Annotated in this window: 13 protein-coding genes; 4 read left to right on the top strand and 9 right to left on the bottom strand. The window is 69.8% G+C overall.

The window, feature by feature from the left end; translation table 11 throughout:
- Positions 1-164: 164 nt before the first annotated feature.
- The 3 genes from SY91_RS27345 to SY91_RS27335 are packed head-to-tail and all read right to left on the bottom strand — an operon-like array spanning position 165 to position 4,422.
- Positions 165-1,748, bottom strand: a complete 1,584-nt coding sequence (locus tag SY91_RS27345; RefSeq protein WP_023477894.1) for a DHA2 family efflux MFS transporter permease subunit — start codon at positions 1,746-1,748, stop codon at positions 165-167.
- Positions 1,745-2,869: an HlyD family secretion protein gene (locus tag SY91_RS27340; RefSeq protein ID WP_023477893.1), complete on the bottom strand. Its 1,125-nt coding sequence runs from the start codon at positions 2,867-2,869 to the stop codon at positions 1,745-1,747. Before SY91_RS27340 ends, SY91_RS27345 begins: the two co-directional genes overlap by 4 nt.
- Positions 2,870-2,928: 59 nt before the next feature.
- On the bottom strand, positions 2,929-4,422 hold the full coding sequence (locus tag SY91_RS27335; RefSeq protein ID WP_185921237.1) for an efflux transporter outer membrane subunit: 1,494 nt from the start codon (positions 4,420-4,422) through the stop codon (positions 2,929-2,931).
- 116 nt (positions 4,423-4,538) lie between these two features.
- Between SY91_RS27335 and SY91_RS27330 the strand changes: the two genes are divergently transcribed.
- Positions 4,539-5,312, top strand: coding sequence for an AraC family transcriptional regulator (locus tag SY91_RS27330; RefSeq protein WP_006494477.1), 774 nt, complete (start codon positions 4,539-4,541; stop codon positions 5,310-5,312).
- Positions 5,313-5,431: 119 nt separating this feature from the next.
- Entirely contained in the window at positions 5,432-6,418 is a 987-nt protein-coding gene (locus SY91_RS27325) for a LysR family transcriptional regulator (protein WP_023478068.1), read from the top strand.
- Between the two features lie 28 nt (positions 6,419-6,446).
- On the opposite strand, the gene SY91_RS27320 is transcribed toward SY91_RS27325, so the two are convergent.
- The 5 genes from SY91_RS27320 to SY91_RS27300 are packed head-to-tail and all read right to left on the bottom strand — an operon-like array spanning position 6,447 to position 12,658.
- Positions 6,447-6,935 (bottom strand): SRPBCC family protein, encoded by a 489-nt coding sequence (locus tag SY91_RS27320; protein WP_006479988.1) that lies wholly within the window; start codon positions 6,933-6,935, stop codon positions 6,447-6,449.
- 55 nt (positions 6,936-6,990) lie between these two features.
- Positions 6,991-10,557 (bottom strand): amino acid adenylation domain-containing protein, encoded by a 3,567-nt coding sequence (locus tag SY91_RS27315; RefSeq protein WP_185921236.1) that lies wholly within the window; start codon positions 10,555-10,557, stop codon positions 6,991-6,993.
- A 9-nt stretch (positions 10,558-10,566) separates the two neighbouring features.
- Complete coding sequence (locus SY91_RS27310) at positions 10,567-11,493, bottom strand: diiron oxygenase (protein ID WP_006479989.1); 927 nt, start codon at positions 11,491-11,493, stop codon at positions 10,567-10,569.
- Positions 11,490-11,879, bottom strand: coding sequence for a hypothetical protein (locus SY91_RS27305; protein WP_006479990.1), 390 nt, complete (start codon positions 11,877-11,879; stop codon positions 11,490-11,492). The genes SY91_RS27310 and SY91_RS27305 overlap by 4 nt, the downstream gene beginning before the upstream one ends.
- Complete coding sequence (locus SY91_RS27300) at positions 11,876-12,658, bottom strand: DUF3050 domain-containing protein (protein ID WP_006479991.1); 783 nt, start codon at positions 12,656-12,658, stop codon at positions 11,876-11,878. The genes SY91_RS27305 and SY91_RS27300 overlap by 4 nt, the downstream gene beginning before the upstream one ends.
- A gap of 397 nt (positions 12,659-13,055) precedes the next feature.
- Between SY91_RS27300 and SY91_RS27295 the strand changes: the two genes are divergently transcribed.
- Together SY91_RS27295 and SY91_RS27290 are read left to right on the top strand one after the other, a co-directional pair.
- The gene (locus SY91_RS27295) at positions 13,056-14,417 is read left to right on the top strand and encodes a condensation domain-containing protein (RefSeq protein ID WP_112750900.1); all 1,362 of its coding nucleotides are present in this window, start codon (positions 13,056-13,058) and stop codon (positions 14,415-14,417) included.
- Between the two features lie 56 nt (positions 14,418-14,473).
- A complete protein-coding gene (locus SY91_RS27290; protein ID WP_034175040.1) occupies positions 14,474-15,820 on the top strand; it encodes an aspartate aminotransferase family protein in 1,347 nt (448 codons plus the stop codon).
- A gap of 23 nt (positions 15,821-15,843) precedes the next feature.
- On the opposite strand, the gene SY91_RS27285 is transcribed toward SY91_RS27290, so the two are convergent.
- Positions 15,844-16,659 (bottom strand): AraC family transcriptional regulator, encoded by an 816-nt coding sequence (locus SY91_RS27285; RefSeq protein ID WP_027810160.1) that lies wholly within the window; start codon positions 16,657-16,659, stop codon positions 15,844-15,846.
- Positions 16,660-16,854: the final 195 nt, after the last annotated feature.

Below are 16,854 nucleotides of genomic sequence, written 5' to 3'. Positions count from 1 at the left end.
CGAACCTGCACGCGCACGGCCGGCGGAAAACAGGGCATCGTGGCCGATCGTGCATTGTTGCAAAGCCGCGCGCTCGCCACCATCGGACCGGTCCGAGCGCGTTCGTCTCCGTGCCGCCGCACCGCCCGCGGGCACGCCTGCCCGGCCCGTTGCGGCCCCCGCCACTACACCTTCTTCCTCCCCCTCAACACGAACGCCGCCGCCGTACACCCGATCATCGCGATGCCCGCGATCAGGAACGTATCGCTGTACGCCATCAGCAGCGCCTCGCGCATCACGCGCTGGTTCACGAGCCCGAGCGCCATCTCCTGCACGCCGGAGATCGACCCGCCGGGCAGCACGTCCGCGCGCGGCGCATGCACGCGGGAAAGCAGCCGCGCAAGCATCGCCATGCGCTCCTGGAACGCCTCGGAGAACGGCGTGACCGTCTCGCCGATGCGCATCGCGTGCAGCTTCTGCCGCTCGACGACGATCTGGCTCATCACCGCGATGCCGATCGCGCCGCCGACGTTGCGGACCATGTTGAACACGCCCGACGCGGAGCCGAGCTGCGCCTTCTCGATCCCGTCGACGGCCATCACGGCCAGCGCGATCACGACGAACGACTGCCCGATCCCGCGCACGATCAGCGACGGGACGATCACGTTCGATGCCGCATCGGCGTCGAGGTGGATGTTCATCAGGCAGCCGGCCGCGACCAGCACGAAGCCGAGCACGATCGTCGTGCGCGGGCTGGTGCGGCGCATCAGCGGCGGCGTCAGGAACGACATCGCGAACTGCACGAGCCCGTACGGAATCATCGCGAGGCCGATGTCGCGCGCGCTGTAGCCGTGCAGCTCGGCGAAGTAGTTCGGCACGAGGAACACCACGCCGAACACCACCGCGCCGAACAGGAACTGCATCAGGCTCGCGATCCCGAAGTTGTACTGGCCGAGCAGCCGCAGGTTGATGAACGGCTCCTTGCGCCGCAGCTCGATCGCGACGAACGCCGCCAGCCCGAGCGCCGCGACGATCGACAGCTCGACGATCAGGTCCGACGCGAACCAGTCCTTGCGCCCGCCCTCCTCCAGCACGATCTGCAGCGCGCTCAGGCCGACCGCCATCGTCGCGATGCCGAACCAGTCGGCCCGCCTGAGCATCCCGAGCTGCACCGGCACGGGCCGGATCGCCCAGCCGATCGCCGCGACCAGCGCGATCGCCGGCGGAATCTGCAGATAGAAGATCCAGCGCCACGAATACATGTCGGTGAGCCACCCGCCGACCGACGGCCCCGCCGCCTGCGCGACGTTGTTCGCGATCGCGAACAGCGCCATCCCGAGCGGATGTTTCGACGGCGGCAATTCGGTGACGATCAGCTGGAACGACAGCGGGATCAGCACGCCGCCGAACGCGCCCTGCAGCGCCCGCGCGACGATCATCGTCGAGATGCTCGGCGCGACCGAGCACGCGAGCGAAAACGCGAGAAAGCCGGTCGCGCCGACCAAGAGCACGCGTCGCGCGGAAAACACCTGCACGAGCCAGCCGGTGAGCGGAATCACGACGATCTCGGCGACGAGGTACGCGGTGGTGATCCACGAGCCTTCCTCGAAGCTCGCGCCGAGCGAGCCGCGGATGTCGGGCAGCGACGCATTGGTCACGTGCACGTTCATGCCGGCCATGAAGCAGCCGAACACGCCGCCGAGCACCGCGACCCACGCGCGCAGCGAAACGGTGTCTTCGTGCGCAGCCTGCGCGGTCGTCGTGCTCACGTGCCGGCCCCTTGCGTGCCGCGCGTGTCGACGCGCGCGATCACCGACATCCCGGGTCGCAGCACGACACCGGCCGGCGGCGCATCGACGCGGATCTTCACCGGGATGCGCTGCACGATCTTCGTGAAGTTGCCGGTCGCGTTGTCCGGCGGCAGCAGCGCGAACTGCGCGCCCGAGCCCGGCGCGAGGCCGATCACGCGGCCGTGCAGCGTATGGCCCGAATAGGTGTCGACGTCGATCTGGACGGGCTGGCCGTCGTGCATCGCGCCCAACTGCGTTTCCTTGAAGTTCGCGACCACGTACACGTCGCTCAGCGGCACCACCGCGAGCAGCGGCATCCCGACTTCGACGTACTGGCCCGCCCGCACCGCGCGCTGGCCGACGCTGCCGTCGCGCGTCGCGCGGATCACCGTGTGGTCGAGATCGAGCTGCGCGAGCGCCAGCTTCGCCTGGGCCGCCGCAAGCCGCGCACGCGCCTGCGCGATCGCGGCCGTGCTCTGTTCGCGGCGGCGCTGCAGCACGGTCTGCTGGTCGGTCTGCACGCGCACGGCGGCGCCGGCGCGGGCCAGTTCGGCGCGCGCCTTCAGCGCATCCGCGTGGGCCTGTTCCCAGCGCTGTCCGCTCGCGGCGGATTCGGCCAGCAGTTGCTTGTAGCGCGTCGCATCGGCGTCGCGCCGCGCGGCTTCGGCGCGCGCGGCGGCCGCGTCGGCATCGGCCTGCGCGATCTGGCTGCGCTGCTGGCCGATCTGGGCGTCGAGCGTCGAAGCCGCTGCCTGCTCGGCTTGCAGCGTCGCGTCGGCCGCTGCCACGGCGGCCTGCGCATCGTCGACCTTCGCGCGATAGTCGCGATCGTCGAGCCGCACGAGCACGTCGCCGCGCTTCACCGGCTGGTTGTCGTCGACGGCGACCTGCGTGACGTAACCCGACACGCGGGAGCTGACGGTCACGACGTCGGCGCGGACATACGCGTCGTCGGTGCTTTCGATGAAACGGCCGACGGTCCACCAGTGCCAGCCGAACACGGCGAGCGCGATGACGGCGAGCACGACGCCCGCGGCGATCAGTTGGCGCCGGGAGAACCGGGCGGTTTTGGCTTTTTCGGGTACGGCAGTCGTGCTCATGATCGGAATGATGAGTTGGCGTGCAAGAGAACGGACAGGGACACTGCGAACGCGGCCGGCTACGGTTGCCAGCCGCCTCCGAGCGCCTTGAACACGGCGACCTGGTCGAGCGAGACCTGCTGCGTCGACTCGGCCAGCGCCGAATCGACCGCGACGAGGCTGCGCTGCGCGTCGAGCACGCCGAGGAAATCGAGGGCGCCGGCTTCGTAGTTCAGCTCGGCGAGACGATAGGCGCGCGCATGTTCGGCACGCGCGGTTTCGAGCGCGGCGCGGCGGCGCCACGCGGCGCCGTAGCGAGCCAGCGCCTGCTCGGTTTCCTTCAGCGCGCGCAGCACCTGCGCATCGAATTGCGCACGGGCGAGCGTGTCGTCGGCGCGAGCCTGCGCGAGCCGCGCGCGGCTCGCTGCCATGTTCGGAAAGCGCCACGTGATCAGCGGGCCGACGCCCCAGGCGATCGCGTACTTGTCGCCGAGCGTCGACGGATCGCCGCCGGTCGACAGCCAGTTCACCGAGCCGCCGAGCGAAATCGACGGATACAGCTCGGCCGTCGCCACGCCGATCCGCGCATTCGCGGCGGCCAGCTGGCGCTCGCTCTCGCGCAGGTCGGGGCGGCGGCGCAGCAGCGACGCGCCGTCGCCGACCGGGAACGGCCGCGCCAGTACGGGCGCGGTGCGGCAATGCGCGGCGGCGTCGGGCAGCGCACCGGGCGCGCGCCCGGTCAGCACCGCGAGTTCGTACAGCGCCGCGCGCCGCGAGCCGACGAGCGCCGGCAGGTCGGCGCGCGTGTCGTCGGCGAACGCGCGCGAACGCGCCACTTCGAGGTCGGACACGAGCCCGTGCGCGCGCTGCTTCGCCGTCAGCGCGGCCAGCCGGTCCGCGATGCCGACCGACTGCTCGGCCACGTCGATCCGCTCGCCGTATGCGCACACCTGCGCATACGCGGCCGTCGTCTCGGCGGCCACCACGACGCGCATCGCATCGGACGCGGCCTGCACCGCGTCGGCGTCGGCCTGCGCGGCATCGACCAGATGGCGCACGCGGCCCCACAGATCGACTTCCCACGACAGCGAGAACGACGGCGCGAAACCCCAGCGCGTGCGCGCATCGGTGTCCTTGGCCGCCGCGACGATCTGGTCGGGCGCGTGCTTGCCGTAGTCGACGCCGAAGCCGGCCGTCGTGTCGGGCAGCCGCGCGGCACCGGCCTCGTCGAACACGGCGCGCGCGCGCTCGACCCGCGCCACGGCCGCCGCAAGATCGCGGTTCTGCGCGAGCGCATCGCGCACGAGACCGTCGAGTACGGGATCGTCGTACAGCCGCCACCAGCGTTGCGGCGGTTCGCCGGCGGCCGCGGCCGGCACGTCGGCCACCGCGTCGAACGGCCCCGTGCGCGTCGCGTCGGACACCGGCGGCCGATACGGCTCGCCGACCGAACACGCGGCCAGCGCGGCCGACGCCAGCAGCACCGCCGCACAGGTGGCGCGCCGCACGCGCGGCAAGCGTGTCTCGACGGCGGAAGAAACGGACGAAGCGGACGGAATGGACGGAACGCGCATCGGGTGGCAGTGGCAAGAAGGTCGAACAAACGATGGGCTTATGGTAATTTCGACCTATGCGGTCGATCTCGCGCGTAAAGCGCATTCGTCGTCGAGAAAAGGACAATCCCGACCAATTGGAAAATTTCTTCATCGCACTCGAGCGCCAGGCGCGCGACAAGCAGATCGCCGTCGTCGCCTCCGACTCGCCGGCGGGCATGGCGTACCCGCCGCATTCGCACCGCCAGGGCCAGCTGATCCACGCGATTTCCGGCGTGATGATCGTGCACGCGGACGCGGGCAGCTGGGTCGTGCCGACGGGCCGCGCGGTGTGGGTGCCGGGCGGCACGCAGCACGAGATCCGCTCGGCCGGCGACGTGCAGATGCGCACCGTGTTCGTCGGCCCGGAAGTGCGGCCGAGCCTGCCGACCGAATGCCGGGTGATCGAGGTCGGCACGCTGCTGCGCGAACTGATCGTGACGGCCTGCGACCTGCCCGCCGACTACGACCTGTCGCACCGCGCAGGCCGCGTGCTCGCGCTGATCCTCGACGAGATCGAGATCGCGCCGTCGCTGTCGCTGCACGTGCCGATGCCGCGCCATCCCGCGCTCGTCGCGCTGTGCACGCGGCTCATCAACGACCCGTCGTCGGCCGTCACGCTGCAGGCGTGGGCACGCGACGCGCACATGAACGAGCGCACGCTCGCCCGCGCGTTCAAACGCGAGACGGGCATGACGCACGGCGCATGGTGCCGCCACGCGCGGCTGCTGCTGAGCCTGCCGCGCCTCGCCGCCGGCACGCCGATCCTCGAACTCGCGCTCGAACACGGCTACGACAGCCCCAGCGCGTTCGCGGCGATGTTCCGCAAGGCGCTCGGCGTCGCGCCGAGCGAATACTTCCGGCGGCGCTGACCCGGGCGTCGATTGTCCGTTTTGCGACGATCGATCGCTGATGCGCGCGCGCGGCGTGCCGTGGCCGTCGCTACAGTAGCGGCATTGCCATACGGCCAGCCGGAGGTTTCGTTATCCCGATGGATCTGATTCAAAGCATGCAGGCGTTCGTCACGCTCGCGGACGCGGGCACCTTCACCGAGACCGGCAAACGGCTCGGCATCACGACCGCGCACGTCAGCCGGCTCGTCGCGTCGCTCGAGCATCGTCTCGGCATCCGGTTGCTGAACCGCACGACGCGTTCGATGTGCCTGACCGAAGCGGGCGAACGCTATCTGGCGCGCGCCCGCGACATCACGCTGGCCGTCGATGCGAGCGAGCGCGAGGCGCGCGACGCGCGCGTGCATCCGCACGGCCGGCTGCGCGCGCATTGCAGCGCCAGCATCGCGAACCATTTCGTGATTCCGCTGATCGGGCAATTCCAGGCGCGCTACCCGGACGTCAGCGTCGACCTGACGCTCGCGCCGCACCTGCCGAAACTGGTACGCGACAGCTACGACGTCGCGGTGATCGCGATGCCGAGCCTGCCGAGTTCCGAGCAGGTCGCGATCGACGTCGGCCGGATCCGCAGCGTGCTGTGCGCGTCGCCCGCGTATCTCGATGCGCACGGCATGCCCGATTCGCCGGGCGCGCTGGTTCACCATCGCTGCGTGCAACTGGTCGCGCCCGCCTATCACGAGCGCATCTGGACGCTCTGGAACGGTGCGGAAGCGCAAACGGTGGACGTCGATCCGTCGATGACGGCCGACGTCGCCGCGTCGCTCGCGATCGCGGTGCGCGAAGGCGCGGGGATCGGGCTGCTGCCGGACTTCGTCGCCGCGGCGGACCTGCGCTCGGGCGCGCTGGTGCGCGTGCTGCCCGACTACCAGGCGGAGGAAATCGGCGTGTTCCTGGTGTACGCGTCGCGCCAGCATCTCGATGCGAAAACGCGCGCCTGGGTCGACTTCATGAAGGCCGCGCTGCGCGACGCGTTCGCGCAGGTGCACGACGACGCGTGCGCACCACCGGCCGGGAAGAAAAACCACGCGCCGGGCAACGCCGGCGCGTGGGCCGGCGCCGCCGCATAGCGGCACGGCGCCGGCGGGCGATGCACGGTTACTGCGGCTTGAACAGCGCGCGCAGGTTCGTCATCGCCATGTCGAGGAAGCCGGTGACGAACGCGTCGAATTCCGGCTGGCGCGCGGCGCCGCCGTGCGACGGTTCGCCGGCGATGTCCCACGTCACCGTGCAGGCCTGGTCGCCGCGCGGCTCGACGCGCATCAGCGCCCACAGATTGCCGATGTCGAACGACGTGTGGATCAGGCTCCACGTCATCACCATCGCTTCGTCGTCGTGGCTGTTGAGCTGTTCGACGACGACGTTGCCGTCCGCGAAATGCTTGATGCGCAGCGAGCGCACGCCTTCGCCGATCATGTCGGTATGGTCGAGCCCCGTGATGAAGCGCGAGAAGCCGGCGAAATCGCCGACCACGCGCCACGCGTCGCGCGCCGGCACGTCGAGATCGGCCGAGCCGGACAGGATCGGCGTTTGCGGCGCGTAGACGAGCGTGGACGGACGGGGTTGCGTTGCAGTACGTTGCAGCATGATGCCTCCTTGATGAATGATGCGATGACAGCGATTGATCGAACGGGGTGCGTCTTCACCACGCGGGTTCGGGCTCGGCGTCGCGGCGGGCGTCGTTCGCGCGCGGCGCCGGCTCGGGCGGCGGCGGCATGAAGCCGCATTCGGCGAGATAGCCGAAATGCGCATCGAGCAGCGCGTCGTCCTTGTCCGGATACGTGACGCCGAGCCGGCGCAGCGTCGCTTCGGTGCGCGCGTGGTCGATCACGGCCATGTCGCCGATATCGTCCTGCCGGTCGTCGAGATAGAACGCGACGACGTCGAACAGCGCGTTCGATTCGTCGATCGACAACAGCCGCTCGCGCCAGACCTCGGGCGCCTCGAGTCGCAGCGGATAGCCGCGCCGCGCGAGTGCGCGCAGATAGCCGGCCCAGTCGAGCGGGCGCGGGTTGTGCAGATGGAACACGCGCTCGGTGCGCGCACCGTCGAGCGTGCACGCGACGATCGCCCGCGCCAGGTAGTCGACCGGGCTCAGGTCGAACAGCCCGCCCTCGCTCGCGAGCGGCGCGCAGCCCAGTTGCACCGCACCCTTGAGCAGCAGCAGGATCCGGTTGCGTCCCGGCTGGCACAGCCCCGTGCGCGAATGGCCCGTGATGTTGCCGGGCCGCAGGATGGTCGTGTCGATCCCGCGCGCAGCCGCTTCGGCAACGAGATGCTCGGACACCCACTTCGTCAGGTTGTAGCCGTTGTTGACGAAGGCAGGGCCGGCCTCCGACGGGGCCGCCTCGATCAGGCGGCCCGTCGGGCCCGTCGCGCTCGCCGCGGATAGCGTCGATACGAAATGCAGCGCCTTGCGGCGGCCGCTGCAGCACAGGCGGAGCAGTTCGAGCGTCGAGCCGACGTTCTCCGCGTGCAGGTACGGGTAGTCGTACACGTGGTTCACGTGTGCGCCGTTGTGATGAATCGCACCGACCTCGGCCGCGAGCGTCTGCCACACCGCATCCGGCAGCCCGAGGCGCGGCGCGCCGAGATCGCCGCGCAGCACCCGCACGCGCGGATGCCCGCACAGATGGCCGAGCCCGTTGACGAACGCCGCTTCGTCGAGCCGCCGGCGCGCGCTCGCATCGTCGTCGCCGCGCACGACGCAATAGACGATCTGGTTCGTGCGGCCGATCAGCTCGCTGAGGATGAAGCTGCCCAGGAAGCCGTTCGCGCCGGTCAGCAGCACCGCGCCGGGGCCGTCGCCCGCCGGCTGGTCGGCCGGCAGTCGCACGTCGTCGGGCAGGCGGCGATCGTCGTGCACGCGCGCCGGCACGTTCGCGCCGCGCTCGCCCGACTCGTCGGTCAGCAGCGCCGCGAGCGCGGCGATGGTCGGCCGCTCCATGAAACGCGCGAGCGCCGCGTTGCCGCCCAGCTCGCGCTTCACCGCCAGCATCAGCCGCGACACCAGCAGCGAATGGCCGCCCAGTTCGAAGAACGACGCATCGCGGCCGATCTCGTCCGGCGCGAGTTCGAGCAGCGTCGCCCACATCGCGGCGAGACGCATCTCCAGCGCGCCGCGCGGTGCATCGCGCGTGTCGCTTCCCGCACGCGACACCGGCAGGCGCGCCAGCGCGGCGCGGTCGATCTTGCCGTTCGGCGTCGCGGGCAGCACGTCGAGCGTCGTGATGTCGTACGGCACCATGTAGTCGGGCAGCGTGGCGGCCAGCACGGCGCGCAGCGCATCGGGCGTCGCCGCCGCGTCGACCGGCTTCGCGGCGAACAGGCGGATGCGCTTGCGCTCGTCGGGCACCACCGCGCACTGGCGGTACAGCCCCGCCGCCAGCGCGGCCGTCTCGATCTCGCCCGGCTCGACGCGAAAACCGCGAATCTTCAGTTGCGTGTCGCGGCGGCCCACGTAGCGCAGCGTGCCGTCCGGCTCCCAGCTGGCGATGTCGCCGGTCCGGTACATCGTCGCGCCCGGCGCGCCGTACGGATCGGCGACGAAACGCTCGGCGCTCAGGTCGGGCCGGCCGAGATAGCCGAGCCCGACGCCCGCGCCGGCGATGCACAGCTCGCCCTCCTCGCCGGTGAGCGTCGGACGGCCATCGGCCGCGAGCACATGGCAGCGCGCGTTCGCGATCGGCCGGCCGATGCGCCGGTTGCTGTCGCCGGCGCGCAGTTCGCCCGTCGTCGCGAGCACCGTGCATTCGGTCGGCCCGTAGATGTTGTGCAGCCGCCGGTTCGCGCTCCAGCGCGCGATCGTGTCGGGGTCGCACACGTCGCCTCCGGTGACGAGATGCGCGAGCGCGGGCCAGTCGCAATCCGGCAGCGCCGCGAGCAGCGCGGGCGGCAGGAACGCGTGCGTGATGCGCGCGTCGGCGACGAGCGTCGCGAGCGCGTCGAGTTCGCGGCGCTGCGCTTCGCTCGGCGCGACCAGCGTCGCGCCGGCGAGCCAGGTCGGGAACATGTCGAGCAGCGACGCATCGAACGCCACCGTCGAGAACTGCAGCACGCGCGACGACGCATCGAGCGACACGTGCGCGCGATACCAGTGGCAGAACTGCACGAGGTTCCGGTGCGACAGCATCACGCCCTTCGGCACGCCGGTCGACCCCGACGTGTAGATCGCGACCGCGCAGCGCGCATCGCGGTCCGCATCCCGTTCGAGCGGCCACTGGCCGGCCAGCGCATCGGGCACGGCGTCCGCGTCTGCTTCCGCGTGCGCGCCGCAGTCGATCACGTCGAGGTCGAATCCGTCGAGCAGCGCCGGTTCGACCGCCCCGCCGACGACGAGCGCCTGCGCCCCCGATTCACGCAGGATCGTGCGGGCCCGCTCGGGCGGAAACGCGGGATCGAGCGGCACGCAGGTCGCGCCGGCGCCCAGCACGCCGACGATCGCCGGGTACAGCGCGACGCCCTTGTCGAGCCGCACCGCGACCACGCGCGGCGCGGCGGGCCGCGCGGCGATGCGCGCGGCAACCTGGCGGGCACGCGTGACAAGCTCGCGATAGGTCAGCTGGCCATCGACCGCGACGAGCGCGCAAGCGTCCGGCGCAGCGGCCGCCGCACGCGACACGAGTTCCGGCAGCGACGGCTCGCACGGCCATTCGGCCGCCGTGTCGTTCGACGCATGCCAGCCGGCCAGCCGTTCGAGATCGAGCACGATATCGGCCGGCCCCGGCGGCGTGGCGCGCGGCGCGTCGTTCGGATCGCTCAGCTCGCGCGCGATCCCGCTCGCGACTTCGTGCATCAGATCGACCGCGCATGCGGCGATCTCGTCCGCGAGGTCGGCGCCGTTGAGCGCCGCGCCGAACGCGAGCGTCGCGTCGGCCAGCACGCGCGTATCGCCGGGCGCCGCGTCCGTGAGCCACGCGACGCGTACCTCGCGCGGCGGAAACGCATCGGCGACGATCTCGCAATGCAGCGGCCGTGCGTGGGCGCAATGCACCGCGGGGTCCGGCGCGCCGCAGACGATCGACCACTCGGCCGCGTTGCGCAACGGTTCGGGTGCCGGCGCCGGCAGCAGCAGCGCATCGGCCGCGTCGCGCAGCGGGCCGTCGCGTCCGTCGGCGATACAGACGGTATGACCGGTCGCCTCGAGTTCAGCCGCCAGCCGTGCAGCGAGACGGGTCTGCCCGCCGATCGCAATGATGATCGCTTTCATCGACGTGACTCACAGGTAGTCGGACAAGGCCGCGCGGGTCGGCGCGTGATCGAGCAGGCCGCTCATCCGGAAGAACTGCCGGATGTTGACGATCATCGGATGCTGGCTCGTGATCGGATAGGCGCCGACCATGTCGTCCGCGATCCGCGCGCGCTCGGCGGCCGGCAGATCGAGCGCATCGATCAGGCGGCGATCGAACTGCAGTTGCAGGTCGGCGCTCAGGTACTCGCGCAGGAAGCACGGCAGCCCTTCGCCGAGCGCGAGCCGCGCGGGTTCGTCGATCTCCGACCAGTACAGCTTCACGAGATTGATCCAGAACGCCGAGTGACGGCCTTCGTCCGCGAGGTGATCGGCCATCACGCCCTTCACCGAGCGCTTGAGCGTCGCGTCGCGCGAGAACGCCGCGACTTCCGCCGTGACCGTGTTCTCCGAGATCGCGACGCACAGCAGCTCCATGCCGTCGCGATACTGCGCGCCGACCCGCTCGACCGCGCGCGGAATCGCCCGCGACAGCTCGATCTCGCTGTTCGGCGGCAGCGGCGCGATGCCGGTGGCCTCCTCGACCTGCCGCAGGTAGTCCATCGCGACGTACGCGTGGTAGTCCTCGTCGATCACGACGGTCATCGCATCCTGCCGGCACGCGAACGGAAACGGATGCGCGAAGCGGCCGCGCGCGATCCGCAACGCGGTGGCGTTGACGATCTCCGTCTCGAAGATGATCACGTCCTGGATGTACTTGTAGAAGCTCTGCAGCAGGACGAAATCGCGCACCGCATCGCCCGCGTCGACGATCGCCGGGTGCGCGCACAGCGGCTGGCGTTCGAGCGGGTAGTAGCGCAGTTCGTCGTCCTCGACGATCCGCCGCGGGCGCGATCGCACGGTCGCGCGCGCCTCCCAGCGATCGACGTGGCTCACGTAGGTGACGGCGGTCGTCATCGCGTGTCCTCCGGGGAACCGTAGTAATGGATTTCGAGCAGCAGGCAGCCCGCGTCGCTGCGGAACGGGCCATGCGGCGTGCCGGCCGGGCGCACGAAGTAGCTGCCTTCCCGATACGTCGCGCGATACTCGCGCGTCGCGACGTCGACCAGGCTCTGGTCGCCGTCGATCAGGTGCACTTCCTCGTGGTAGTCGTGCAGGAACGGCACGCTCGTGCCCGCGCCCGGATCGAACCGCACGATCCGGGTCCGGATGCCGCGCTTCGCGTGCTCGTCCAGCGTATCGACGAGCACGACCTGGTCGATGCCGTCGTCGAACGCCGCCGGGTGCTCCCACTCGAGCGCCGCGAAATCGACGATGCGCTCCGACAGCCCGCGCGCGTTCATGCCGGCACCACGTTGCGGGTCTGGCCGAGATGCGCGAGCAGCCCGTCCCACAGGCGCATGCGCTCGTCGATCGCATCGAGCCCGGCCTGCAGCGCTTCCTCGAGCTTCGCCGCGTCGCCGTCGGCCGCCTCGCGGATCATCGCGCGCGCCGCCGGCCCGTGCTCGCCCGAATCCACTTCGATGTGGCGGTCGAGGTAATACACGAGCAGCGGAATCGACGAGCGCTCGATCTTCCATTCGTCGAGCAGCGTGCGGAACATGTCGGGAATCACGTTCTCGCGGCCGTAGAAGAAGTTGCCGAGCACCTGGTGCGTCGCGCCCGACGTGCACGCGGCCATCGTCGCCTCGACGAAGCGGATCACCGGCTCCGGCGCATCGACGGCCTTCAGCGCGGCCGACACCGAGAAGCCCGAGCGCACCAGCGACACCATTTCCTCGATGCGCGAGGTCGACGCGCCGACATCGCGCATCGCGTGCAGGTACAGGTCGTAGTGGCTCATGTGGCCGTTCGGCGTTTCGTCCGATTCCTCGCCGAGCACGATCTCGTTGATGAGACGCGACGCGTTCGCGTTGCGCGGCGCGACCCACGGCACCGCGACGGTCGTCAGGTCCTGCTGCAGCCGCTTCACGAGCGACATGAAATCCCACACGGCGAATACGTGCCATTCCATGAACACGCGCAGCTCGTCGATGGTACGGATCGATCCGAACACCGGATGATGCGCGAGCCGCTCGTGCTGCTCGCCGATTTTTCGCTCCAGCCCTTCCAGTTGATTCACGGGACTCTCCTAGTAATGTCCGCTCGCGCCAGCCCATTGCGCCGGCTTCCGGCGCCGGAAACCGTTTCCGGCGAATTGCCGGCAGGCCGTTTTCGGCTTGCGCAGCAATTTCAGGCGTCGATGCTAAATAAGCTGTCAATTTGCCGCCTATTCAAAACGGACATTCTCATATTCTTTCCGGACCAGACTATTCACTCACCCATCAAATCCTTTACTGGCAAGGACTTTACGAATTACCGACAAAACCGCACGGAATTGACAGCCGCAAATTGGACTGTCTAGGATAAGAATTGCGATTCATCAGAAAATGAAATGCACGATGCGAATATGTATTTTTCATTAAACAAATACACGCATTTAATTCATCCACCGGAATAAGCTTTCCAGGAGAAACGACGTGATCGATTCGACGCTTCAATTGCCGCTGTCCGCGCCGCAGCGGGATTTCTGGGAGGCCGCCCTCGCGTATCCCGTTCCGTCGACGCATATCTACGCGGCCGAGTATTTCGAGATTCGCGGCGCACTCGACACCGACGCATTCGAACGCGCGCTGCGGCAGGTGATTCGCGAGGCGCAGACGTTGCACACGACGCGGATCGTGCTGGATGGCGACACGCCCGTGCGCGTGCTCGACGCCGCGCTCGCCGACGACTGGACGCTCGAACGCGTGGACCTCGCCGGCACGAAAGACGCGCACGCCGTCGCGCTCGCCGGCATGCGCGCGCACTGCACGGGTGCGATCGAACTGGCGCGCGGGCCGTTCTTCCGTCACACGCTGTACCGCATCGCACCGGATCACTACTACTGGTATCACGGTTACGCGCACATTCTGGTCGACGGCTATTCGGGCAGCCTGATCGCCACCCGCGCCGCCGAGCTGTACAGCGCGTTCGCGGCGGGCGCCAAGGCGCCGCCCGCGCGCTTCGCGTCGCTCGCCGAGCTGCAACTCGACGAAGACGCGTACCGTGCGTCCGAACAGTTCGCGCACGATCGCCGCTACTGGCTCGAACGCTTCGCGGACCAGCCGCGCACGGTCACGCTCGCCGGCCCCGCGCGCTTTCCCGAGCGCGACGACGGGCCCGACCTGCGCGAGACGCGCATCGCGAGCGCGAACGAGAGCGCACGCATCGAGGCGGTCGCCAAGGGGCTGTTCACGTCGACGGTGCCGCGGCTCGTCACCGCGCTGACCGCCGCCTACCTGTACCTGAACACCGGCGCGCACGACATCGTGCTGTCGGTCGCCGCGATGGCGCGCACGTCGGCGCGCGAGCGCCGCACGCCGACGCAGTGCGCGAACATGCTGCCGCTGCGCCTGCACGTCGAGCCGGGCCACACGCTCGACGACCTGTGCCGCCAGGCGAACCGCGAGATGACCGCGCTGCGCCAGCACCAGCGCTACCGGATGGGCGACCTGCATCGCGAACTGACGTCGCTCGACAACGGCCAGGGCGTGTTCGGCCCCGAGATCAACATCATGGCGTTCGACTACGACCTGCGGTTCGGCGACTGCGTGACGACGTCGCACAACCTGTCGGTCGGCACCACCGACGACCTGATGGTGAACCTGACCGACCGCCGCAACGGCGAACCGCTGCGCTTCGACTTCGACGCGAGCCCGCAGTACTACAGCCGCGAAGCGCTGAACGCCCACGTCGGCCAGTTTCTGACGTTCATGCGCGTCGCGCTCGACGAGCCGTTCGCGACGCTCGGCGCGCTCGAAAGCCGGCTCGACTTCCAGCCGGCGGCGCTCGCCGGCTGAAAATCGTCTGCGTCACCGTGTTGCCCCATCCAACCGAATCACTACGGAGTCCTGTCATGTCCTATTCGGAATCGCGCTTCTGGCATCCCCGGCAACATCCGCTGGCAGCGTCGCGCTCGCCGATCCGCATCACGCGCGGCGAAGGCTGCTACCTGTACGACGACACCGGCCGGCCGTATCTCGACGCGGTCGCGTCGCTGTTCAACGTATACGTCGGCCACGGCCGGCGGGAAATCAAGGAAGCGATCGTCCGGCAGCTCGACGAACTCGAATATCACCCGGTGTTCGCCGGGTTCAGCCATCCGCGCGCGGAAGAACTGTCGGCGCGGCTGATCGACATGCTCCAGCCGGAAGACATGAGCCGCGTGATCTTCGGCTCCGGCGGCTCGGACGCCGTCGAGGCCGCGCTGATGATCGCGCGGCAGTACTGGAAGGTGTCCGGGCAACCCGAGCGCACCAAGTTCATCGCGCTGCGCCAGGCCTATCACGGCTCGCACTTCGGCGGCAGCTCCGTCACCGGCAACACCGTCTACCGGCGCAACTACGAGCCGACGCTCGCCGGCTGCTTCCACGTCGAGACGCCGTGGATCTATCGCAACCCGTTCACGCATGACCCCGAGGAACTCGGCCGGCTGTGCGCGTCGCTCGTCGAGCGCGAGATCCTGTTCCAGGGACCCGACACCGTGGCCGCCTTCATCGCCGAACCGGTGCAGGCGACCGGCGGCATCATCGTCCCGCCCGCGAACTACTGGCCGCTGGTGCGCGAGGTGTGCGACCGCCACGGCGTGCTGCTGATCGCCGACGAAGTGGTGACGGGCTTCGGCCGGACCGGCGCCGCGTTCGGCAGCCGCGGCTGGGGCGTCGCGCCGGACATCATGTGCCTGGCGAAGGGCGTGTCGTCGGGATATCTGCCGCTCGGCGCGACCGTCGTCAACCGCCGCATCGAGAACGCGTTCGCGTCCAACCCGGGCGGCATCGGCACGCTGATGCACGGCTACACCTACTCGGGCCACCCGATCGTCTGCGCGGCCGCGCTCGCGAACCTGCAGATCATCGTCGACGAGGATCTCGCAGGCAACGCGGCGCGCGAAGGCGCGTACCTGCTGGAGCGGCTGCAGCCGCTCGTCGACCGCTATCCGGTGGTCGGCGACGTGCGCGGCAAGGGGCTGCTGGTTGGCATCGACCTCGTGAAGGACAAGGCGACGCGCGAATCGATCGAGCCGTCGGACGGCTATGCGGCCGCGCTCGCCGACGCGGCGCGCGATGCGGGCGTGCTGATCCGCTCGCTCGGCAACCGGCTCGCGATCGCGCCGCCGCTCGTGATCGGTCGCGAGGACGTCGACCGGATCGTGCATGCGGTCGAGCACGCGTTCGAAACGGTGCCGCGCTGGACCGCACGCTGAGCGCGGCAGCGGGGCGGCGGCGGTCAGCGCGCCGCCGCTTCCGCGGCCGCGAGGTACTGGCTCGGCGTGACGCCGAACGCGCGCTTGAAGGTGGCCGCATAAGTAGTCGGGCTGCGATAGCCGACCTGGTGCGCGGCCTGCGTGACGGGCATGCCGCTCGCGAGCAGCGCGAGCGACATCGACAGCCGCAGTTGCTGGCGCCACGCGGCCACGCTCATGCCGGTCTCGCTGCGAAACAGGCGCGCCAGGTGGCGCGCGCTCAGCGCGGCGTCGCGTGCGAGCGTGTCGAGCGGCAACTCGCAGTGCGGCTCGCGCTGCAGCCGTTCGCACAGCTTCAGCAAGCGCCGGTCGCGCGGCAGCGGCAGCGTGAGCGGCGTCTGCGCGAGTTCGCTCAGCTCGTCGGCGAACAGGCGCGCGAGCGGATCGTGGTCGACGCTGCAATCGAACGGATGCGACACGCGCGTGGCGAGTTCGCGCAGCAGCGGCGATACCGTCATCGCGCACAGCGTGGCCGGCAGCCGCGCGCTGAGTGCATCGCCGAGATAAAGCGAGTAGAGCTGGACGTCGTCGGCCACGCGCATCGCATGGACGGTGCGCGCCGGAATCCAGATCGCGCGCAGCGGCGGGGTGATCCAGCGCTGGCCTTCGACGTCGAGTACCAATACGCCGCGCGTCGTAAACAATAGTTGCCCGGCCTGATGCGCGTGCGGCGCATACTCGTGAGCAAGCGCGCGGGCGGGGGCCGATGCGCAGGGCGGTTCGATCGCGCGGATCCCGCCGAAGGCGAACGCGCGCGCACCGGCGCGCGCGAGGAGAGGCACGTCTTGAACGCTGGTCATGGTCGATCAGTCCTGATACGAAACCGGAGGGGTACCGCAACACGTGAAACGACGGGGGGACAGTGCCCGCACAAGCGGGCCCGTCGTGCGAACAGCCGCCATTAAACCGGCGTCGGCTTCGCCTCAAAACTGTCCTTTTGAACAGGATACGCGCGGGGCGCAATGCACGGCCCGCCCACACCGACGAGGATCACC

The sequence above is a fragment of the Burkholderia cenocepacia genome (genome assembly GCF_014211915.1).
In the GTDB taxonomy this organism is placed as follows: domain Bacteria; phylum Pseudomonadota; class Gammaproteobacteria; order Burkholderiales; family Burkholderiaceae; genus Burkholderia; species Burkholderia orbicola.
This window is presented reverse-complemented; position numbering and strand designations above follow the sequence as displayed.

What these genes read in the sequence shown, in the direction of transcription:
- SY91_RS27305 (WP_006479990.1), bottom strand. Translation starts at nt 11,879, where the DNA reads ATGAACGCGCGCGGGCTGTCGGAGCGCATCGTCGATTTCGCGGCGCTC.
- SY91_RS27290 (WP_034175040.1), top strand. Translation starts at nt 14,474, where the DNA reads ATGTCCTATTCGGAATCGCGCTTCTGGCATCCCCGGCAACATCCGCTG.
- SY91_RS27315 (WP_185921236.1), bottom strand. Translation starts at nt 10,557, where the DNA reads ATGAAAGCGATCATCATTGCGATCGGCGGGCAGACCCGTCTCGCTGCA.
- SY91_RS27325 (WP_023478068.1), top strand. Translation starts at nt 5,432, where the DNA reads ATGGATCTGATTCAAAGCATGCAGGCGTTCGTCACGCTCGCGGACGCG.
- SY91_RS27285 (WP_027810160.1), bottom strand. Translation starts at nt 16,659, where the DNA reads ATGACCAGCGTTCAAGACGTGCCTCTCCTCGCGCGCGCCGGTGCGCGC.
- SY91_RS27320 (WP_006479988.1), bottom strand. Translation starts at nt 6,935, where the DNA reads ATGCTGCAACGTACTGCAACGCAACCCCGTCCGTCCACGCTCGTCTAC.
- SY91_RS27310 (WP_006479989.1), bottom strand. Translation starts at nt 11,493, where the DNA reads ATGACGACCGCCGTCACCTACGTGAGCCACGTCGATCGCTGGGAGGCG.
- SY91_RS27335 (WP_185921237.1), bottom strand. Translation starts at nt 4,422, where the DNA reads ATGCGCGTTCCGTCCATTCCGTCCGCTTCGTCCGTTTCTTCCGCCGTC.
- SY91_RS27340 (WP_023477893.1), bottom strand. Translation starts at nt 2,869, where the DNA reads ATGAGCACGACTGCCGTACCCGAAAAAGCCAAAACCGCCCGGTTCTCC.